At 50.7% G+C, this 21,129-nt stretch carries 18 protein-coding genes; 10 read left to right on the top strand and 8 right to left on the bottom strand.

Annotation, left to right across the window (positions count from 1 at the left end; all coding sequences use genetic code 11):
• Nucleotides 1-182 precede the first annotated feature (182 nt).
• A complete protein-coding gene (locus METH5_RS0101075; RefSeq protein ID WP_029146753.1) occupies nt 183-2,381 on the top strand; it encodes a TonB-dependent receptor domain-containing protein in 2,199 nt (732 codons plus the stop codon).
• Between the two features lie 67 nt (nt 2,382-2,448).
• Here METH5_RS0101075 and adk read toward each other — a convergent pair whose 3' ends face one another.
• The 5 genes from adk to METH5_RS0101050 all read right to left on the bottom strand — a co-directional run bounded on the left by adk (nt 2,449) and on the right by METH5_RS0101050 (nt 8,692).
• Nucleotides 2,449-3,102 carry an adenylate kinase gene (gene adk / locus METH5_RS0101070; protein WP_029146752.1) on the bottom strand — a complete coding sequence of 218 codons (654 nt, stop codon included), beginning with the start codon at nt 3,100-3,102 and terminating at the stop codon, nt 2,449-2,451.
• A gap of 99 nt (nt 3,103-3,201) precedes the next feature.
• Nucleotides 3,202-3,975 (bottom strand): 16S rRNA (adenine(1518)-N(6)/adenine(1519)-N(6))-dimethyltransferase RsmA, encoded by a 774-nt coding sequence (gene rsmA / locus METH5_RS0101065; RefSeq protein ID WP_029146751.1) that lies wholly within the window; start codon nt 3,973-3,975, stop codon nt 3,202-3,204.
• A complete protein-coding gene (gene pdxA / locus METH5_RS0101060; RefSeq protein WP_029146750.1) occupies nt 3,972-4,973 on the bottom strand; it encodes a 4-hydroxythreonine-4-phosphate dehydrogenase PdxA in 1,002 nt (333 codons plus the stop codon). Before pdxA ends, rsmA begins: the two co-directional genes overlap by 4 nt.
• Before the next feature lie 18 nt (nt 4,974-4,991).
• Entirely contained in the window at nt 4,992-6,311 is a 1,320-nt protein-coding gene (locus tag METH5_RS0101055) for a peptidylprolyl isomerase (RefSeq protein WP_198290668.1), read from the bottom strand.
• Nucleotides 6,308-8,692 carry an LPS-assembly protein LptD gene (locus METH5_RS0101050; RefSeq protein ID WP_029146748.1) on the bottom strand — a complete coding sequence of 795 codons (2,385 nt, stop codon included), beginning with the start codon at nt 8,690-8,692 and terminating at the stop codon, nt 6,308-6,310. Before METH5_RS0101050 ends, METH5_RS0101055 begins: the two co-directional genes overlap by 4 nt.
• Nucleotides 8,693-8,890: 198 nt before the next feature.
• Here METH5_RS0101050 and METH5_RS0101045 point away from each other — a divergent pair, with 198 nt between their 5' ends.
• Genes METH5_RS0101045 through METH5_RS0101035 form a run of 3 tightly spaced genes read left to right on the top strand, consistent with a single transcriptional unit; the run spans nt 8,891 to nt 10,975 of the window.
• Nucleotides 8,891-9,862, top strand: coding sequence for an aminoglycoside phosphotransferase family protein (locus METH5_RS0101045; protein ID WP_029146747.1), 972 nt, complete (start codon nt 8,891-8,893; stop codon nt 9,860-9,862).
• A 3-nt stretch (nt 9,863-9,865) separates the two neighbouring features.
• Nucleotides 9,866-10,534, top strand: a complete 669-nt coding sequence (gene murU, locus METH5_RS0101040) for an N-acetylmuramate alpha-1-phosphate uridylyltransferase MurU (protein ID WP_029146746.1) — start codon at nt 9,866-9,868, stop codon at nt 10,532-10,534.
• A gap of 12 nt (nt 10,535-10,546) precedes the next feature.
• Nucleotides 10,547-10,975: a phosphate-starvation-inducible protein PsiE gene (locus METH5_RS0101035; protein WP_029146745.1), complete on the top strand. Its 429-nt coding sequence runs from the start codon at nt 10,547-10,549 to the stop codon at nt 10,973-10,975.
• A 37-nt stretch (nt 10,976-11,012) separates the two neighbouring features.
• On the opposite strand, the gene METH5_RS0101030 is transcribed toward METH5_RS0101035, so the two are convergent.
• Nucleotides 11,013-12,044 carry a GGDEF domain-containing protein gene (locus METH5_RS0101030; RefSeq protein ID WP_029146744.1) on the bottom strand — a complete coding sequence of 344 codons (1,032 nt, stop codon included), beginning with the start codon at nt 12,042-12,044 and terminating at the stop codon, nt 11,013-11,015.
• Nucleotides 12,045-12,217: 173 nt separating this feature from the next.
• Here METH5_RS0101030 and METH5_RS0101025 point away from each other — a divergent pair, with 173 nt between their 5' ends.
• The 6 genes from METH5_RS0101025 (at nt 12,218) to METH5_RS0101000 (ending at nt 17,835) form a co-directional block, all read left to right on the top strand.
• Nucleotides 12,218-12,448 (top strand): DUF3820 family protein, encoded by a 231-nt coding sequence (locus METH5_RS0101025; protein WP_029146743.1) that lies wholly within the window; start codon nt 12,218-12,220, stop codon nt 12,446-12,448.
• Nucleotides 12,441-13,214 carry a DUF2927 domain-containing protein gene (locus tag METH5_RS0101020; RefSeq protein WP_029146742.1) on the top strand — a complete coding sequence of 258 codons (774 nt, stop codon included), beginning with the start codon at nt 12,441-12,443 and terminating at the stop codon, nt 13,212-13,214. The genes METH5_RS0101025 and METH5_RS0101020 overlap by 8 nt, the downstream gene beginning before the upstream one ends.
• Before the next feature lie 88 nt (nt 13,215-13,302).
• Complete coding sequence (locus METH5_RS0101015; protein ID WP_029146741.1) at nt 13,303-14,601, top strand: aminopeptidase P N-terminal domain-containing protein; 1,299 nt, start codon at nt 13,303-13,305, stop codon at nt 14,599-14,601.
• Nucleotides 14,602-14,680: 79 nt separating this feature from the next.
• On the top strand, nt 14,681-15,859 hold the full coding sequence (locus METH5_RS0101010) for an FAD-dependent monooxygenase (RefSeq protein ID WP_029146740.1): 1,179 nt from the start codon (nt 14,681-14,683) through the stop codon (nt 15,857-15,859).
• Complete coding sequence (locus METH5_RS0101005; protein ID WP_029146739.1) at nt 15,849-17,057, top strand: FAD-dependent monooxygenase; 1,209 nt, start codon at nt 15,849-15,851, stop codon at nt 17,055-17,057. The genes METH5_RS0101010 and METH5_RS0101005 overlap by 11 nt, the downstream gene beginning before the upstream one ends.
• Before the next feature lie 43 nt (nt 17,058-17,100).
• Complete coding sequence (locus METH5_RS0101000) at nt 17,101-17,835, top strand: DsbC family protein (RefSeq protein WP_198290667.1); 735 nt, start codon at nt 17,101-17,103, stop codon at nt 17,833-17,835.
• A 79-nt stretch (nt 17,836-17,914) separates the two neighbouring features.
• On the opposite strand, the gene METH5_RS0100995 is transcribed toward METH5_RS0101000, so the two are convergent.
• On the bottom strand, nt 17,915-19,138 hold the full coding sequence (locus tag METH5_RS0100995) for a type II secretion system F family protein (RefSeq protein WP_029146737.1): 1,224 nt from the start codon (nt 19,136-19,138) through the stop codon (nt 17,915-17,917).
• Nucleotides 19,139-19,175: 37 nt separating this feature from the next.
• Complete coding sequence (pilB, locus tag METH5_RS0100990) at nt 19,176-20,897, bottom strand: type IV-A pilus assembly ATPase PilB (RefSeq protein WP_029146736.1); 1,722 nt, start codon at nt 20,895-20,897, stop codon at nt 19,176-19,178.
• Between the last annotated feature and the right edge of the window lie 232 nt (nt 20,898-21,129).

Here is a 21,129-nt window from a genome sequence, read left to right as displayed (position 1 = left end):
GTAGGTTGATATAAACCGATTGCGTGTTAGGTCGGCAGCTGAAATTCGGCATTATTATTTATATAAATATAATTTACGCAATAAAAACATGGGGATAACGGTTATCGTAATAACATTGGTATCAATATTGCAGCCTTTTTACCTGTTTTTATAACAATATAAACGTAAAGAGGGTGTGACACATGAAGAAAAAAAGCTTGTTGATGGCCACGGTGCTGGCCTTTAATCCAGCCATGGAAGTATTGGCCGAGGAAAAAGAACGGCAGGATGAGACAGTCAATATTTCACCAGTCGTTGTGAAAGGGATTTTGCCTGATCGCCTGGAGTCGGTGCCTGGTTCTTATTACCTGGTGGATGAAAAAGCCCTGGAGGAACGGCGCCCATTTTCAATTCAGGAAGCATTGAATAATGTGCCGGGTGTGCATGTGGTGGGTGAAAACAGTTTTGGTTTGGGCGTGAATATTGGCGTGCGTGGCCTGGACCCGCGCAGAACGGCACGTACCTTGCTGATGGAAGATGGCATGCCTTTGTTTCTGGCGCCGTATGGTGATCCGGCCGCACATTACACCACGCCACTGGAGCGCGTGCAGCGCATTGAAGTGGTAAAAGGCTCTGGCCAGATTTTGTATGGCCCGCAAACCGTGGGCGGCATGATTAACTTTGTCACGCGCCCGGTGCCTAGTGACGGCCAGGTGCATGGTAATGTGTCGGCGACACTGGGCAACAATGACTTTAGCAGCCTCTATGGCACGATTGGTGCGGGCGACGAGCGTGGCGGCCTGATGATTGATGCCTTGCATAAAAAAGGCGATGGTATCCGTCATAACCATGATTTTGAGATTCAGGAATATACCGCCAAGGGGCAGTTGAATTTATCTGATCGCCACACCTTGATTGCCAAGGCCAGTTATTTCCGCGAGAGCTCTCATGTGTCTGAAACCGGGTTAGGCCTGGTTGAATACAATGAAAATAAATACCAGGCGCCGACTGGCAAAAATGATGTATTTGAGCACGAAAGAACCACGTTTCAACTACAACATCTGTTTCAAATTAATACACAGGCCAAGCTGAGTACACAAGCCTATTATGCCAAGTCTGAGCGGGCATCTTTCAGGCAAATTAATGATCCAGGTGGTTTGGGCGGGCGTTCTGTGATGGACCGCTGTACCGGTTTGGGGGTGGCTACCGAAGCCAATGCCGAGCTGTGTGGCGGCCGCTGGCGCCCGCGTGAGTATGAGTACTGGGGCATAGAGCCACGGCTTGATCTGCAGCATAGTTTATTCGGTGTAGAGAGTAATGCCGTGCTTGGTTTTCGCTACCACCGTGAAGATATTCAGCGTAACCAGTTCCGCGGTAGCGATCCCCGTATACAAAACCAGGGTTATGCAGAAGCCTTTGGCGATCATCGTGAGCAGATTCATACCGATGTTGAAGCCAAGTCATACTATGCACAAAACACATTCTATGTGGGTGACTGGACGTTTACGCCCGGCTTGCGCATAGAAGACTTGCGTATCAGGACGGATATTTTGCGTGCTGAAGGGGCGGTGCAAAATAATCCGCAGTCAAAAGACACCAATCATCAAAGCAAAGTATTGCCGGGGTTGGGTTTAACCTGGAACGGCATTGAAAAAACCACTTTGTTTGCCGGGGTGCATAAAGGCTTTGCGCCACCGCGTCCTGACCGTGATGTCTACGCGCCAGGCGGTGCCAATACAGCCGTGGTGGTGAATACCAAGCCCGAGGAAAGTACCAACTGGGAGTTGGGGGCGCGCACTAACTACATTAAAGGCGTCACCTTTGAAACAACATTGTTTCATACGATTTTTGACGATATTGTGGTGGCAGGCCCCACCTCCGGTTCGTTTATCAATGGCGGGCAATCGCAGCAAAGCGGGGTAGAGTTAGCTGGTCGCATCAATTTTGGCCACATTTATGATTCTGCGCACAATGTTTATGTCGCGGGTTCTTACACCAATCTGTTCACAGCCAAGTTCAAAAAAACCAATGCGGCGGCAGATGTGTTCAGTGGTGACCGCTTGCCTTATGCGCCCAAACATATGGCATCGCTCAGCTTGGGTTATGCACATCCGGTTGGATTTGATGCCCGCATTGGCGTCGACTATGTGAGTGAGCAGCAAGAGGATGTGTCTTACCGCGATGGCCGCTCTAAGGCGGATGTGTTATCCGGCCGTACTGGTCGCATCCCCGCTTATGCGCTACTCAATGCCAGCGTGAATTACCGGCCCATTGGCAGTCGTGTATCGTACTTTATGAGTGCCTACAATCTGGCCGATAAAGAATACCTGACCAGCCGTGTGGACGGCATGGTGGTGGGGCGCCAACGGCAGGTATTTGGCGGCATCCGTTACGATTTCTAAGCAAAAGTAGTTGAGTTAACGCCAATAAAAAAGCCCGCAGCATGCGGGCTTTTTTGCTTGAGCGCAGTTATTTTAATGCGCTAAAAATGTCTTCTTTAATCACATTCAATTCGCCCAGGCCATTCACCTTAACGTATTGTGGCGCACCACTCACACCGGAGTTGGCCCAGTCTGAGTAGTAACCAATCAATTGCTCAGTCTGGTCGTGATACACCTGCAAACGCTTGAGCACGACTTCTTCTTTGTCGTCGTCACGTTGCACCAGGTCTTCACCGGTCACATCGTCTTTACCTGTTACTTTTGGGGCGTTAAATTTAACATGGTAAGTACGGCCAGAAGCCGGATGGCTGCGGCGACCGCTCATGCGTTCAACGATGGCTGCATCCGGCACGTCGATTTCGACCACGTAATCAATGGCCACACCAGCGTTTTTCATGGCTTCGGCTTGTGGAATCGTGCGTGGAAAACCGTCAAACAAAAAGCCGTTGGCGCAGTCTGCATCTTTGATGCGTTCTTTTACCAGGCCGATAATCACTTCATCGGGCACCAGGCCGCCTGCGTCCATAAATTTCTTGGCTTCTAAGCCCAATTGAGTGCCTGCTTTGACTGCTGCGCGCAACATATCGCCAGTGGAAATTTGCGGAATATTGAATTTTTCTTTAATAAAGGTGGCTTGTGTCCCTTTACCGGCACCGGGGGCGCCCAGCAGAATCAAACGCATAACATGCTCCAAAAATTGGGGTTTTAGTAAAAATAGAATTATATCAGGCTATGCTTTAAATCAGGTTAAGCCAGCACCGAGATCAGTCTTGTGTTTGTTTTAAAGGTGATTGGACAGGTAGTTGCTGATGGCGACAAACTCTGCCACGCCCAGGTTTTCGGCGCGCAGCTGTGAGTCGATATTCAATGCAGTAAAACCGTCATCATCCAGCAAGCCTTTGAGCGTATTACGCAAGGTTTTACGGCGTTGACCAAACGCTGCCATGACGACTTTGGCAAACAAGGCTTCATCCGTGGCCGGGTAAGGCAGGGTGGCATAAGGCACGCAGCGCACAAAGGCCGATTCAACTTTAGGTGCCGGGTCAAATGCCTCTGGCGGTACGGTCACCATGTATTCCATTTGCAAGCGGTATTGCAGCATGACTGACAAGCGGCCGTATTCCGAGTTAGAAGGCTCAGCTACCATGCGTTCGACCACTTCTTTTTGCAGCATAAAGTGCATGTCTATGATCTGCGCTGTGTTTTCCAGCAGCTTGAACAAGATCGGGCTAGAGATATTGTAAGGCAGGTTGCCGACCACCCGAATGCGTTCGCCAATCGTCGCGAAATCAAATTTCAATACGTCTGAGTTATGGATGGTGATTTTTTTTGGCGGATAAAAGCCCTGCATCCACTGAATAATGTCGCGGTCGATTTCGACCACATGCAAATGATCCAAGTGCTTGATCAAGGGCTGCGTCATGGCGCCCAGTCCAGGGCCAATTTCGACCATGAGATCGTCCGCTTGCGGATGGATGGCATTGATCAGGCTTTGGATGATGGCTTGGTCGATCAAAAAGTTTTGACCAAATTTTTTCTTGGCAATGTGTTTCATGTGTGTGTGCTATGACGTGTTTGGGACAGGGTGATGGCCAGTTGGATGGCACTCAGCATGCTGCCGAGGTCAGCTTTACCGCTGCCCGCAATATCAAGTGCGGTGCCATGGTCAACAGAGGTGCGGATAATGGGTAACCCCAGTGTGACATTGACCCCTTCGCCAAAGCTGGCGTGCTTGAGTACCGTCAGCCCCTGATCGTGATACATGGCAAGAAAAGCATCGGCCTGCGTCAAGTTTTTTTGCGAAAACATAGTGTCGGCAGGCAAGGCGCCAATCAACTGCATGCCTTCTGCGCGCAAGCGCTCTAGCACCGGGTTGATAGTGTCGATTTCTTCCATGCCCAGATAGCCGTTTTCACCGGCATGCGGATTCAGCCCAGCGACATAGATGCGTGGTTGCGCAATGCCAAACTTGTGTACCAGATCATGATGCAGAATGCGGATCGTCGTTGTGAGCGAGCTGGCTGTGATGGCTGAGCTGACCTGGGTGAGCGGTAAATGGGTGGTGGCCAGCGCAACGCGCATACCACCGCCAACCAGCATCATGACGACTTGTTCGGTATTCGTTTTTTCTGCCAGGTATTCGGTATGCCCTGTAAATGCGATGCCCGCATCATTAATCACCCCTTTGTGTACAGGGGCGGTGACCATGGCATCAAACTCACCGGATTGGCAGCCTGCCAGTGCGCGGTCCAGCATGGCCAGCACTGCTGCACTGTTATCTGGATTGAGTTCACCGGCGATAACGGCTGCGGTAGTCGCCACTGGCAGCACACAAAGGCTGCCGTCACCTGCGTGCTGTGGCAGCGTGTCGGCGATATAGGTGTGCAATGTTAATGGCATACCCAGTTGCGTGGCTCTTGCCTGCAAGGCCTTTGGGTCGGCCAGCACCACCAGTGCCGCTGGCATGGCTGTATGTGCGAGTTTGACGCAAATGTCCAGCCCGATACCGGCAGGTTCGCCAGCAGTGATGGCGATACGTGGCAAACGGTTCATGTGTGCAACAACCGTTGTTTAGAACTTGTCTTCAAGGCGCATCTCGACAAAGGCTTTGTCGCGCAGTTCGTGTATCCAGTCGTTATAAGATTCTTCGGCTTTGCGCGCACGGATTTCCTGACGCGCTTTGAGTCGCTTGGATTCTTTGGACATATCCTGCTTGCGGCGCTCCAGCACTTGAATCACATGCCAACCAAACTGGCTGCGGATAGGTGCACTGACTTCATTGACGGCCAGTTCGGCCATGGTTTTTTCGAACACAGGCACTGTGTCACCCGGGCTGATCCAGCCCAGGTCGCCACCGTTAGAGGCACTACCATCATCAGAGTATTGGCGTGCCATGTCCTGAAAAGGCGTGCCATGGTCGATACGCTCTTTAATGCCTTCGATTTTTTGTTTGGCCTCCTTGTCGGACAACACTTCATTTGGCTTTAACAAAATGTGGCGTACATGGGTTTGCTCAACAATTAAAGTGCTTGCGCCCGCGCGTCTTTCATTCAGTTTGAGGATGTGGACACCGGTGCCGCTGCGGATAGGGCGTGAAACACCGCCCGCTTGTAATGGTTTAACCAGCTCGAGAAACTGGGCCGGCATTTGCTGGCCATTGCGCCAACCTAAACTGCCGCCATCGAGCGCATTCGGCGCATCTGAAAAGTTAGCTGAAGCCTTTTCAAAGCTCATGCCTGAAGACAATGCTTTGGTGATTTGTTCGGTGCGGGCTCTGGCTTTTTGAATGTCTTCGGGTGAGCTGTCTTCCGGCAGGCGAATCAGGATTTGCGAGATATTAAACTCATCCAGATCGCCTTCTTTTTCTTGTGTAGTCAAATAGTTGTCAATTTCTGCTTCAGAAATATTGACCTTGTTATCTACATCACGCTCGCGCAGGCGGGCCATAATAATGTCATTGCGGATGTCTTCACGAAATTTGTAAAACTGTGTCCCGTCCTCTTCTAGCGCTTTTTTAAAGGCAGGCAAGGTCAGGTTGTTTTGTTCAGCAATCCGCTCTATGGTTTTGTCCAGTTGCGCATCTTCGACTTTAATGCCAGTTTGTGCCGCCAGTTGCAGTTGCAAACTGTCAACAATGAGCCGCTCTAAAATCTGCTTTTGCAGCACGTCATCCGGCGGAACTTCTACGCCTTTTTTAATCATTTGTGCTTTAACAGACTCCATCCGGTTAAGCATCTCGCGTTCTGTAATCACAGATTGGTCGACCACTGCAATAATACGATCCATTTTTTCTATGGGTCGTTTATCAGCAGCTAGTAATGCGGTGGATTGCGCTGCGCCTAGCGCAAAAACAACCATGGATAAGAGTAGGTTGGGTAAACGTTTCATCATTGCGAGTTCTGGTCTCTGTAAATTGCCGGGATGTCGTAAGTGCGCATATAACTTGGAATATTGCGCTTGATCACATTTAAAGGATTGGCGCCAATAGACGTCAAGCCACCGAGTTCGAGTTGGAAAAACATGGCATAGTTCGCGTCGGCGGTTGCTGTTTGTACGCGCTGCATGACGGCACGCGCTTGCCAGCAACCGGCATCGTACTCCAGGCCACCCAGGAATTGTACGATGTTGCCATCGCGGATGGAGTAGTTTAGCCGGCTGATGCCATACCAACCTGCACCCAGCGGCCATTGGGCAGAGGTGTCGATTTGCTCAAGCGTGTTGGCGGTATAACGATAACCAAAGCTAAATGACTTGCCTGGTTCGGGGTTATAGCGCAGCAAGTAGTTATTGCGCTCCATATTGCCTCGGTCAGGGTCATATTGCCAGAACGTATCCAGATTCAGACGGCTGGAGAGACGTGCCGTAAAGCCAGCCAGAATGTCAGATGATTTTCGTGTGCTGGCCGAGGTGTCGGGTAGTGAAACCTTCTGATCTTCGAAATAAAAGCGTTGCCCTAATGTTGCGCTGAGTCGTTCAATGCCGGTTTCAGCATCAATCAGGCGGCTGGTGATTGCCAGCGTTGTCTGGTTAGCATTATTTACCCGGTCACCGCCAATAAACTGGTTTTCGGTGAAAATTGAGTCCTGATTCAAGGTCGCGAGCGCAGTGTCAAAAATCGGGATCTTACTTTGATCCCGATACGGAATGTAAACGTAATACGCTCTTGGCTCTAGCGTGTGCGTATAGTTTGTACCAAACAAGCTAGACTCACGATCAAAGTAAAGGCCAGAGTCCAGGCTGAAAATAGGTAGTGTGCGACTCAACTGGTTATACTCTTCTGAATAACCGGCAGGTACATTATTAGCCAAGCTGTATTGCGTGGTGTTTACCCCAAATTTAGGCGTCACAAAACCATATGAGCTTTTCATCGGGTAGGACAATGATGGGTAAAAGTTTAACCTGGAGCCTGTAGGCACCGTGCCCATTTCTTGCATGCTGTCAAAATAGACATATTGCGCCGCGGTTTGCGTTGTTATGCCATTCCAGCTATTGTCGTAATTGACAGTCAGTTGAGGCAGGCGCTGGTATACAAACGATTTGTTATCCAGGTTTTGATAACGTTGCACGGAGCCATTGAATGTCCAGTTATCATCTTGATAGTCAACAAAAGCCGTTTGTTGCAAGTTGACGCGTGAGGTGACCTGAATCCTGGTCGCCATTTCCGAGAAGTACTTATCATCTGACACTTTTTCCAGGTTGTAGCCACCGGACCAGTGATCACTAAAACGCTGCAGGTGCGATAATTTGGCATAAAACCGGGTTTCATTGGTCAGACTGTCTTTATCCAGATATTCAAAGTTGTTAATGCCTGAGTAATCCTCACCCAGGTAACGGAACTCGCCTTGCAGTTGCGTACCGCGCTTGCTCAAGAAACGGGTGGCAATCGTGGCGTCCATATCTGGCCGGATATTAATATAGTACGGTGTGAGCAACTCAAAGCCGCTTCTGGAGGTCGTCCCCCATAACGGAGCCAGCAGGCCACTTTTTCGCTGGTTATTATAAGAAAAGCTCATCCACGGCGTGTAAAGAATCGGCACGCCTTTAAACTCAACAAAGGCATTAGTCGCTTCGCCCGTGCGCGTGTAATCATTGAGTTCCAGATTGTTGGTTTTGATATACCAGTCGTCAACATCGGCAGCACATGAAGTGTAACTGGCGTTTTTCAGGCGTTTGATGTTTTGGCCTTCAAACAGTACTTGCTTGGCTGTCGCGCGGATATTTTCAAACGAAGTACTATTGCCTTGCGTGCTATAAGACTGGTTATCTTCCAGGTACCTTTTGGGGTCACTCAGCAAGATGGCTTCATCACTGAGTAAGGCACTGCTATCCTGATTGCTGGGCGGCGGCGGACTGCTTTTAAACTCAATGGTGACATCGCGCATTTCACCAATGTTTTCGCTCATGCGCATGCGCAGCATCGGGCCTGTAATTGTCGTTTGCCCGGCGGTGATTACCGCATTGCCATCTACTTGCAGCTCATCATTCTGGATGTCATAGCGAATATCATCGCCGGTGACTTGTTGGCCTTCTTTGCGAATCACGGCGTTGCCTATAGCGCGCATCTGCCTGTCCATGCGCAGTTGCAGCGTATCGCCTTCAATTTCAATGGCACCGGGTAAGGTCGTGTTTTCTGCGACGACAATGGTTTCTGACGCAGTCTGCTCATCCGCGCGTGCAGGTGCAGGCGATAGCGTGCTGATGGCGATGAGCGCCAAAATCAGCCGGATGCCGCGGTCCTGAAAGGTGGATGAGTGAGCTTGCAAATTATTCAAAGAGTGATCGTTTCGGTAAGGCCTGCGAGTGGCCGATGGTTGTATGCACGCATCCCGGACCCTACGGCCAGATGTCCCATTTCAATTGGGCTATATTATTCATGAAAACGCTTAAAAAGTCATTTTTCACTTAAAATGACAGCGCATTTTAACAGTAATGCCCGCCAGTATGGGCTGATTCATTATTTGGGAACATTTGTGGATAGAACACAACAACTACACCTTTGGCTGCAGCAGGTGCTTGATCGGCCGTTTACACTCACCACAGCCTCGGCAGATGCTAGCTTCAGGCGTTATTTTCGTGTGCACTTGCCAACACAGACCTTAATCGCCATGGATGCACCACCGCCACAGGAAGACTGTCGCCCGTTTGTGCGCGTGGCCGAGCAATTGCTGGCGGCTGGGCTCAATGTGCCAGCCATCGTGGCGCAGGATGTAGAGCAAGGCTTTCTGCTGCTGCGTGACCTGGGGAATGATACTTATTTGTCACAACTCAATCGTGACAATGCCAAGGCCTTGTATGGCGATGCCTGTCAGGCCCTCATTAAAATGCAATTGGCGACACAGCCAGCCGCATTGCCGCCGTACGATACCGCCTTGCTGATGCGGGAGCTGCAATTATTTCCTGAGTGGTATGTGAGCAAGCATTTAGGTAAAACATTGTCAGCTGAGCAGCAGGCTGTGATCGATAACACTTTTGCCTTGCTAATCAATAATATTTTGCAGCAGCCACAAGTGACGGTGCATAGAGACTATCACTCACGCAATTTGATGGTCACCGCTGATAATAATCCCGGCGTGCTGGACTTTCAGGATGCGGTGATTGGCGCTATCACATACGATCTGGTGTCCTTGTTTAAAGATGCTTATATTCGCTGGGATGAAGAGGACTTAATGGACTGGGTCGTGCGTTACTGGCAATCGGCTAAAAAAGCCGGGTTGCCTGTCACGGCTGACTTTGGCGAGTTTTATAAAGACTTTGAATGGATGGGCGTACAACGCCATATCAAGGTGCTGGGTATTTTTGCCCGCTTGTATCATCGCGATGGCAAAGAAGGCTATCTCAAAGATATGCCGCTGGTCATGCAATATTTGCAGGCCGCTTGTGAGCGTTATGTCGAGTTGCGGCCTTTCCTCAGATTACTGCTGACTCTGGAAAAGGCCGCGTAAGCCATGCGTGCCATGATTCTGGCGGCGGGACGGGGCGAGCGCATGCGGCCACTCACCGATCATACGCCCAAGCCTTTATTGCCCGTAGGTGGCAAGCCTTTAATTGTGTGGCATATCGAGCGCCTGGCCAAGGCCGGCATCTCTGAGTTGGTCATTAATCATGCGCACCTGGGCCAGCAGATTGAAGCCGCGCTCGGTGATGGTCGGCAATGGCAGGTGCAGATTCGCTACAGCGCAGAAAGCACGGCGCTGGAAACGGCTGGCGGTATTGCGAACGCCTTGCCTTTATTGGGCGAGCAGCCGTTTGTGGTGGTCAACGGGGATGTGTTTACCGATATTGACTGCGCAACCCTGGCACTGCCAGCTGGCAAGCTGGCGCATCTGGTGATGGTGGATAATCCAGCGCAGCATGCGGCGGGTGATTTTGGCCTGGAGCACGGTGTTGTGCTTGATGTGGCCACTGATAAGCTGACATTTTCCGGGGTGGGGGTTTATGATCCTGCCTTGTTTGCCAGTGTGCAGCGCGGCCAAGCCGCCAAATTGGCACCCTTGTTGAGAGCAGCCATGCAACAACAGCAGGTGTCAGGACAACATCACCGCGGAATGTGGCATGATATTGGCACGCCCGAACGTTTAGAGCAGCTTGATCATTGGCTACGTACAAAGAATTAATCAGGGGGAATCATGAAGCCACCATATGAGCATCGCACCGATAAAATAGCGCATCAGGCATTAATGTGGATAGAACGCTTGGGGTTAGGCCTGGTGACCATTGCGACGTTCTTTTCGCTGTCACATGAGCTGGCGCGCATGTGGGAGGCCGGCATGGTTGGCCTGGGCGATTTGTTGCAGCTGTTTTTGTATCTGGAAGTCTTTTCCATGATCAACAGCTATTTTGGCACCGGCAAACTGCCCATGCGCTATCCGATTTATATTGCCATGGTCGCGCTGGCGCGTTATTTATTGCTGGATATGAAAGAAATGACCGAGACACATATGCTTGCTGTGTCCGCGGCTATTTTAATACTGGCTATTTCTGTATTGGTGATGCGCTTTGGGCATTCCCGCTATCCATACGAAGACATTCCTGAGCAAAAAAGGGACTTGTTATAACGTGGCGTGCGCCATCTAGCATGGCGCACATAGGCCGTCAGGCAGCGACCAGCTCTTCACTCACCATAGTGACCTGATTACGGCCTTGTGCTTTTGAAGTATATAGCGCCTGGTCAGCCCGCGTGATAAAACTGTCAGCCGACTCGCCAGGGTGATACGCGGTGACGCCCATTGAAATGGTAATGTTAGAAATCAGCCGCTGCGTGACATTATTTTTAATCGTGATGGCAGCCACCTGACGTCGAATATTTTCTGCAATTTCTTTGGCAAGTTCTACGCTGGTATGCGGCAGTAATAACACGAACTCCTCACCGCCATAACGGGCTGCGGTGTACAGGTTGCCCGACACGGTTTTTAAAATCCTGGCCACGGCCTGAATCACTTTGTCACCAAATAAATGGCCATAGCTGTCATTCACTTTTTTGAAAAAGTCGATGTCGGCAATCATCAGGCAAGTTTCTTCACTCGCTTGTGTATCCAGGCATTGGTGCAAGGCCGTATCGAAGCCTTTGCGGTTCATAAGCCCGGTCAGGCCGTCTGAAATGGCCTCCTGCTTGGCTTTCATGATCTCGCTTTTGAGGTCAGCAATTTCTTCCAGGCTTGACTCCAGCTGATGCTGCAAGCCATGCATAGAGGTTTGCATGTGCTGTGTGTCAGCTAACAACGCCCCTAATTGGGCGCCTAGTTGCGGCTCTAGCTGTTGAATTTCGTCTGACCAGGCATCGAGTGATTTTCTAAACTGCGAAGTTTGCTGCCCGGCTTTTTCGGTGGACGAGGTGATGTTTGTCACTACCTGGCTAAAGCGCTCAACCAATACTTTGGCGCTATCGACATCTGTGCTGGCAATGTGTTTGTTAAACAGGTGTGCCGTGCTTTTTTCGTTGAGTTTTTTTTCTTTCTCAATCAAATCATTCACTTCATCAATCAGGCGCGCATGTTCGCCCGATGAGTATTCATACCAGACGGCATAGCTGACCGGGTGAAAAGCCGCATCCTGCATCGACATGTGGTGGATGGCTTGTCGCAGATATTCTGCACTTTTTTCTTTAGTGATTTCGTATTGCATCATGGTCTTTCGCGATGTTGAGTTCAATACAACGCATCTTCTTGTTGTTGAGTTTTCTAAGCATACTCAAGGGGAATAACGGCAGGCGGCGACATTTTTTAAGGGCTGGCGCGAAATAAACCTTAAAAACAGCGGATTTTGCTTAAAATAATGCTTCGTTCACAATCATCATCGCCATGAAAAAAGAAGATTTGATGCAATTGGTTACCCTCAAAATGCCCTATGGTAAATATCAGGGCAGGCTGATCGCCGACTTGCCTGGCAATTATCTGCACTGGTTTGCACGCGAAGGGTTTCCGCCGGGCGAGCTGGGCCGCTTGCTACACCTGATGCGTGAAATTGACCATAATGGTTTGTCCCCCTTGTTGACACCACTGCGTGCAGAGGCTGTGAAGCAGCATGATTAAGGTTGGGTTGTGGTGCGCAGTTTTGTTGTTGTTATGCGGTTCTGCCATGGCAGAAGAGGCCTGGCAATCACCTGAGTATTTGCAACAGGCATTTGTCGAGGTGGCACTGCATAGTGAATATGTCGCAGGCGAGCAAACCGTACGCAAATGGCAGCAGCCGGTTAAAGTGTGGCTGGAGCACCATGCTGATCAGACAGATCAACACACAGAGCTGACCAGATATCATTTGCAGCATTTATCCAAAATTACCGGGCATCCGATTCTTTTCGCCAGGTCTCGTGAAGAGGCGAATTTTATTGTGGTGTTTTCACATCTGCAACTTTGGCGCAATGACATCGCGCTGGTCAGCGGTCGCTTAACACTCAAACCACCTGCCGATGCCATCTGTATGTTTGGAGTAACCCTGGATGCACAGCAGGCCATCAAGCGTGCCTGGGTGGTGATTCCGGTCGATCATGCGCAGGAGCATCGCTCGCTGGTGTCTTGCATCGTGGAGGAAATCACGCAGGCCATGGGCTTGCCGAATGATTCAGACAAAGTGTACCCATCGGTGTTTAATGACAAAACGCCAGAGTCTTTATTGACGGGGCTAGATGCTTTATTGCTCAAAATGCTGTATTTGCCTGCCATCAAGCCGGGCATGCGCGCCGCACAGGTGCAGCCCATTCTGGCGCGCCAGCTACAGCAGTGGCAGAGTGATGGCACTATTCAACATGCCGAAAAAAATGTCAGGCAGTCTGAGCTGTATGAAATGATGGGCTTCTGACAGCGGTTTGGCGGTTGAACCATTCCAGCAATTGCTGACCAAATACGCTACAATTCCCAACTATCCAGAATGTGCTTTGAGTGTTCCCATGCAAGAATTTTCCCGTCGTCGCCAGCAACTCATAGCCAGCATGCAAGCGGGTATCGCGGTGATTCCTACCGCGCCCGAAGTGACGCGCAATCGCGACAGTCATTACCCTTATCGTTTTGACAGCTATTTTTATTACCTGACCGGGTTTAAAGAACCTGAAGCCGTGTTGGTGCTGATTGCCGGGACGTCGCCCAAAACCATCCTGTTTTGCCGTGATAAAGATATTGATCGCGAAATCTGGGATGGTTTTCGCTATGGGCCTGAGGCGGCCAAAACCGAATTTGGGTTTGATGAAGCGTATTCCATCACGCAATTAGACGAGCAATTGCCCAGGTTAATGGCCAATCAGCCAGAATTATTTTTTAGCCTCGGCAGTGATGCCGGTTGGGACGCCAAAGTCAGTGGCTGGTTAAATGCAGTGAAGGCGCAAGCACGCACAGGCGTGCAGGCACCGGGCAAACTGGTTGATGTGCGTCAAGCGCTGGATGGCATGCGTCTGCTTAAATCCCCCTATGAGGTTGAGGTGATGCGCCGCTCGGCCAATATTGCTGCCAGTGCACACAATCGTGCCATGCAAGTGGCCATGCCTGGCAAGTGGGAGTACGAAATAGAGGCCGAATTTTTACATGCGTTTTATAGTCAGGGCGCGCAGGCCCCGGCGTATACCAGCATTGTGGCCGGGGGTGCTAATGCCTGCACCTTGCATTACAACGCCAATAATGCAGAGTTGAAGGTCGGTGATTTGTTGTTGATTGATGCCGGTTGCGAGCTCGATGGTTATGCTTCTGACATCACGCGCACTTTTCCGGTGAGCGGTCGCTTTAGTGGCCCGCAAAAAGATTTGTATGAACTGGTGTTGGCGGCACAGGCTGCTGCCATTGAAAAAGTCAGTCCGCAACATCACTGGAACGCGCCGCATGAGGCCGCATTAGAGGTGCTGGTAGACGGTTTTATTCAGTATGGGTTATGTCACGGCAGCCGTGAGGCTGTGCTCGAAACAGGGAGTTATCGCCAGTTTTACATGCACCGCACTGGCCACTGGCTGGGGCTGGATGTGCATGATGCTGGTGAGTATAAAACGCCTAACGGTGATTGGGTCATGCTGCAACCCGGCAACGTGCTGACAGTCGAACCTGGCTGTTATGTCCGCCCGGCAGACAATGTGCCTGAACATTTCTGGAATATCGGTATCCGTATTGAAGATGATGTGCTGGTGACTGCCGATGGGCATGACGTGATGACCGCAGCGGCGGTGAAAACGGTGGCCGAGATTGAAGCCATGATGCGCAAGCATTAATGGCGGCAGGCGTTTTTTAAAAAGTCATTGTTTAACCATATTGAGTCTAAATGAGATTGAGCCAAAGGCAGCAAGTGTGATGCAGACCATCAATCATCCGGTAGTGATAGGCGGCGGCCCGGTGGGCTTGGTGCTGGCGTTATCGCTGCAACAGTCCGCTGTGCCGGTGACAGTGCTTGAGGCACAGTCAGCAGGCGCTATGTACGGCGATGGCCGCGCGCTGGCACTGTCTTATGGCACGCGCCAGGTGCTTGAGCATCTGGGCGTGTGGTCTTTGCTGGAAACCGCCGTCACCGCGATTGAAACGATCCATGTGTCTCAACAAAAAGGCTTTGGCCGCACCGTGCTCAAAGCGCAAGAACATGACCTGCCCGCATTGGGCTATGTGGTGTCGTATGGCGCTTTGATGCAGGCGCTGGACGCACGTATAGCGCAGTCTCCGGTCGGCATAGAGGTTCAATACCAGGTACCTGTCACAGGCTTGAACGTGCATGCCCGTGCAACCGAGATTGAGTATCAGTCTGCGGCTGATACGGATGGTGTTTTGCAACAGTTAACGACGCCCCTGGCGGTGATCGCTGATGGTGGCCGTAGCCTGGAGGCGATTCCTGGGCTGGTGCGTGAGACCAAACATTATGGGCATGATGCGCTGGTTGGTCTGGTGCAAACCGAGCAACCACATCGCAATATTGCCTACGAGCGTTTTACGCCGCGTGGGCCGATGGCATTGCTGCCAAACGGCTCGCAATTTTCATTGGTCTGGACCGGTGAGCAGCAGTATATTGACGAGATTGCCGCCCTCGATGATGCGGCTTTTCTGCAAGCGTTGCATGCGGCATTTGGTGATCGCGTAGGTAAATTTTTACAGGTGGGCAAACGCTTCAAGTTTCCGCTCAAATTGAGCAAGCTAGGCCAGACGTTTGCGGCACATTGCGTGGTGATTGGCAATGCAGCACAAACCATGCACCCGGTGGCCGGGCAGGGCTTTAATGTCGGTATCCGTGACGCGGTTGCGCTGGCAAGCAATGTGGCCGCCACGCAGGCCAGTGAATGGGGTGCTGCGCACCGGCTGGCTGAGTATCATCATTCACGCCAGCAAGATACCGGGCGTGGCTTGCAGTTCACTGACTTTCTGGTCAATGTGTTTTCTAATGAGCTGGTGGGTGTGGGGTTGTTACGAGGCGCAGGGTTGGGTGCGCTCAGCATGCTGCCAATGGCACGCCGTTTTTTGGTCAATAAAATGAGTTATGGCCGCTGAAAATTCTCTGATTAAAACCGATGTGGTGATTGTCGGGGCAGGCCTGGTCGGCCTGACCGCCGCGATTGCTTTATCGCGTCTGGGTAATCAGGTGGTCTTAACCGATGCCAAACCAGCGCAATCGCTGGCGAATGACTGGATAGCGGATCTGACGCATTGGGATGCCCGCATTTATGCGCTGACTAATCAAAGCGTTGCCTGGTTGCGTAGCTTAGGGGTATGGTCTCGGCTGCCTGCCAGCCGCGTCAATCCCATTGCGGCTATGCACTTATGGTCGCCTACGCATAGGCATGCGACACCTAGTTTGTGCTTGCAGGCAGAAGAGGCGCATCTGACTGACATGGGGGTGATTGTTGAAAGCCAGGCCTTGATGCATGCTTGCTGGCAAGTACTGGCTGAGTCTGAGGTGACGGTGATCACCGACGCACCGGCGCAGTCACTGCAACATGGCGGTCACACTGCGCGGTTATCCTTGCCGCAGCATGATATTGAGGCGGCGTTGTTGTTAGGCGCAGATGGCGCACGCTCGTGGGTGCGGTCGCAATGTGGTGTTGGTGTACAGCAGGTTGATTTTGCCCAAACGGCGTTAGTCACTAACTTTAAAGCCGCGTTGCCGCACGGCAATGTTGCCAGACAGTGGTTTGGCAAACATGAAACACTGGCATTGTTGCCGATGCCGCAACAGCAGGTGTCGCTGGTGTGGGCACTACCACACGCTGTTGCCGTGCAAAAACAGGCATTATCTGCCGAGGCACTGGCGGCTGAAGTGGCAGAGCAAAGTGGTCACGTACTTGGCCAGTTAACACCGAGTGGCCCGGTGCTGGCGTTTCCGTTGCTACAGAACACCGCAGAAACCGTGGCCTTGCCGCAAGTGATGCTGTTGGGCGATGCCGCCCATCAGGTGCATCCAATGGCTGGACAAGGGGTTAACTTAGGCTTTCAGGATGTGCAGGCGCTGTGTGCGCACGTTGCACAATTACCTGCCATCAGGCCGCTGGGAGACGCGCATTTTTTACGGCATGTGATGCGTACCCGGCAGCCAGATATTTTGAAGATGCATGCACTGACCCGTGGCCTGGATAGCTTGTTCGCACGCCCACAAGCCCTATGGACGCACGCAGCCCTGTTAGGCTTACGTGGGGTAGAAAACAGTGCTATGCTTAAACGTTTTTTAATTCGCGCAGCGACGCAAGGCTGATTGAAGTTAATGCAGGTGGCGCATGTTTGAGAAAGAGTATGTCATGAAAAAATCTATTGGCCAGTGTGTGGTTGGGGGCTTGATTGCCTTGGCCACATTGTGGTCTTTTAACAGTATTGCAGACGAAGCCAGCCTGAAGAAAATTGTTGAAGCGGCTTATCCAAAATTTAAGGTCGACAGTGTGACCAAAACGCCATACCCAGGCTTGTATGAAGTGTTTATGGGCGGGCAGATTATTTACACCGATGACAAATTCAGCTTTCTGATTGCCGAAGGCCGCCTGGTTGACCCCAAAACCAAAAAAGACATTACTGGCGAGCGCATGGACGAGTTGAGCAAAATCGACTTTAACAGCCTGCCGCTGGATCAGGCGATTAAAGTAGTCAAGGGCAATGGCAGCCGTAAGCTGGTGGTGTTTTCTGATGTAGATTGCCCGTTTTGCAAACGCCTGGAGCAAAAAGAACTCACTAATATTAACGATGTGACTATTTACACCTTTTTATACCCGATTGAGCAGTTACACCCGGATGCAGCCAATAAGTCCCGCAGCATCTGGTGTGCCACCAATCGGGTGAAAGCCTGGCAGGACTGGATTTTTAATAACAAATTACCTTCTAGCACAGCCAAATGTGAAGTGCCGCTGGAAAAAGTCGGTGAGCTTGCACACAAAGTAGGGGTTAACAGCACGCCGACCCTATTTTTTGAAAATGGTAAGCGTATGCTAGGTGCACAGCCTTACGACGAAATTGAAAAGTCATTGCAAGCTGCCAAGAAGTAATTTCTGTGTATATTTGACGATGCAAAAAAGGCCGGGGATACCGGCCTTTTTGTTTGCTAGTAGTGTTCAGTTGTTGCGGTTAGCCGCCGCCGCTGACCACCTTGCCCATTTTGAAAATAGGCATGTACATGGCGACCACCAGACCGCCAATGAGCACGCCGAGTACCACCATAATCACTGGCTCCATCAGGCTTGAAATAGCAGCCACCGCGTCGTCTACCTCGCCTTCGTAAAAATCTGCGACTTTGGTCAGCATGCCGTCTAAAGAGCCAGACTCTTCGCCAATTGCCGTCATCTGGATCACCATATTAGGGAACACATTGGCATTTTGCATGGCTACCGTCAGGCTGGTGCCGGTGCTGACTTCGCTTTGAATTTTCTTGGTGGCATCAAAATAAACTTTGTTGCCAGAGGCGCCAGCGACTGAGTCTAATGCTTCTACCAAGGGCACCCCGGCGGCAAACATGGTAGACAGTGTGCGCGCAAAGCGGGCGATGGTCGCTTTGCGAATCAGCTCGCCAAAAATCGGCAGGCGTAGCATTAAGCGGTCCATTGTCGCTTGCATTTTCTCGGAGCGTTTCCAGGTATAGAAAAAGAACCAGAAACCAAAGCCTATCGTGCCAAAAATGGCCCACCACCAGGCGACAAAAAAGTTGGACAGGTTAATGACGACCACGGTTGGCCCAGGCAGGTCGGCACCAAAGCTGCTAAACAAGTCCTTAAAGGCAGGCACCACAAAAATCATAATCACGGCCGTAATGACAAACGCCACGACAATAATAGAGACTGGATAAACCAGTGCGGATTTGATCTTGCTTTTAATGGCAAGAATCTTTTCTTTATAAGTGGCCAGCCGCTCCAGCAGGCTATCCAGAATACCTGCCTGTTCACCTGCACCCACCAGATTACAAAAGAGCTGATCAAAATGCAGCGGAAATTTGCGAAAGGCCGCACTCAGGCTACTGCCGGTTTCGACATCCAATTTAATATCAGACAGCAGCTTGGACACGGCCGGATTATGGTGGCCCTTGCCGACAATATCAAAGGCTTGCAGCAATGGCACGCCTGCTTTCATCATGGTTGCGAGCTGGCGCGTAAACAAAGTGACGTCTTTGTCAGTGACTTTGCCTTTGATTGCCAGCGAACTTTGCTTTTTAACCTTGATGATCGTAATGCCCTGGCGGCGCAAGGTTGCATTGACCACTGCTTCGCCATTGGCGCGCATCTCGCCTTTAACCAGCTTGCCTTTGCGGTCTTTGCCTTCCCATTGATACACGGATTGTTTGATATTGCCAGTCGCCATAGTATTTTCTTAAAATAGGGTTATTGAGTCACAGACATTACTCATTGGTGACAGCTTCGACTTCCTCAATCGAGGTTAAGCCTTGTTTCACCTTGAGCAGGCCAGATTCCCGCAAGTCTTTCACGCCTTCTTTTTTTGCTTGTGCCGCAATATCCAGCGCATTGCCATTCGCCATGATGATTTGCGCCATGGCTTCAGTAATCGGCATCACCTGATAAATGCCGACGCGGCCTTTATACCCATTATTGCAGTGTTCACAGCCGCCTTCTTTTGCGCCATACAATTGCCAGTCACCCGCCAGCATGCTTTGGGTAAAACCTACTTTTAATAAGGCTTCCTGAGGGACGTTTAAAGGCACTTTGCAATGTTTGCACAAGCGCCTGGCCAGCCGTTGTGCCGTAATTAATGTCACAGCCGAGGCAATGTTAAACGGTGCGACGCCCATGTTGAGCAAGCGTGATAGCGTTGTCGGCGCATCGTTGGTGTGCAGGGTAGACAGCACCATATGGCCGGTAGAAGCCGCCTTGATCGCCATGTCTGCCGTTTCCAGGTCGCGAATCTCACCAATCATGATGATGTCAGGATCCTGGCGTAAAAAGGATTTGAGCGCTGCGGCAAATGTGAGGCCTTGTTTGTCATTCACATTGACCTGATTAATGCCCGCCAGCGGGATTTCTGCCGGGTCTTCGGCGGTAGAAATATTTACACCGGGGTCATTAAGCAGGTTGAGGCAGGTATACAGTGAGACGGTTTTTCCCGAGCCGGTTGGCCCCGTCACCAAGACCAGGCCATACGGCCGGTGGATGGCTTTGAGCAGCGATGCTTCTTGTTCGGCCTCATAGCCCAAGGCTTCAATGCCGAGTGTGGCGCTGGTCGGGTCTAAAATCCGCATTACGATCTTTTCGCCATGAATCAGTGGCAACGTGCTGACGCGAAAGTCGATCGAACGCGTTTTGGTGATAATCAGTTTCATGCGGCCGTCTTGCGGAATTCTTTTTTCGGCGATATCCAGATTGGAAATTACCTTAATGCGCGAAGCCAGTTTTTCTTTAATGGCTAATGGCGGTTGTGACATGTCTCTTAACACACCATCTATCCTGAAGCGAATGCGGTAAAATTTTTCGTAGGGTTCAAAATGCAAGTCAGAGGCGCCCATATTGATCGCATCCAGCAATATTTTTTGCAAAAACTTGACCACCGGCGCATCGTCGACTTCTTGCACGACTTCTGCTTCTTGTGCTTCGTCAGCCTCTTCCAGACCCAGGTCAAAGTCATCGCTGCCCGCATTGAGGCTAGACATACTGGTGTCTTTGGATTCAACGATTCTATCAATCCACTTGCCTAGTTTGTCATCTTCTACCACCAGTGGAAACAGGGTCGCTCCCATCTGAAACTGGATGGTGTCCAGTGAGTGCAAGTTGGTCGGGTCAGAGATGGCAATATAAGCGACGTTGCTCTTTTGTTGCAGTAGTAACACGCGATGCGATTGCATCAGTTTGATGTCTATGGTTTTGTCCGGCAGCGAGTCTTGATCGAGTGCATCCAGGTCAAAAAATGGAAAGCCAAACGCATTTGAAGCCGTTTGCGCAATGTCTTTGGCAGAAATCTTTTTTTGAGTCAGTGTTGCAGCTAGAAAGCTGACTTTTTGCGCGTGAGACTTTTCTTGCAATGCAGCAGCGTCCTCTTCGCTCATCAGCGAAGATTGCACCAGCATGCGCGCCATGCCGCCCAGTTTTCTTGAACTTTCCAGTGTTGCCATAGATGTCTTTAAACGCGTCGTCCAAACAATGAAATAGGGTGGTTAATCTACTGATACAACTCACCTTTTTACTTGAGTATACGTGGCTAGTGACAGATTCAAATCGTAGAAAAGACGGGCTCTCATGCAGCATTTATACAAATTTTAATTGGATTTTTTAGCTTTTGTTAAAAGATACAAAATTAGTCTTGACATTTAAATAATGCTAAATTATAAATCCTTAAGGCGTTTG

The organism is Methylophilus sp. 5 (genome assembly GCF_000515275.1).
In the GTDB taxonomy this organism is placed as follows: domain Bacteria; phylum Pseudomonadota; class Gammaproteobacteria; order Burkholderiales; family Methylophilaceae; genus Methylophilus.
Note: the sequence above shows the minus strand (reverse complement) of the source record. Positions and strands in the feature narration are given on the sequence as shown.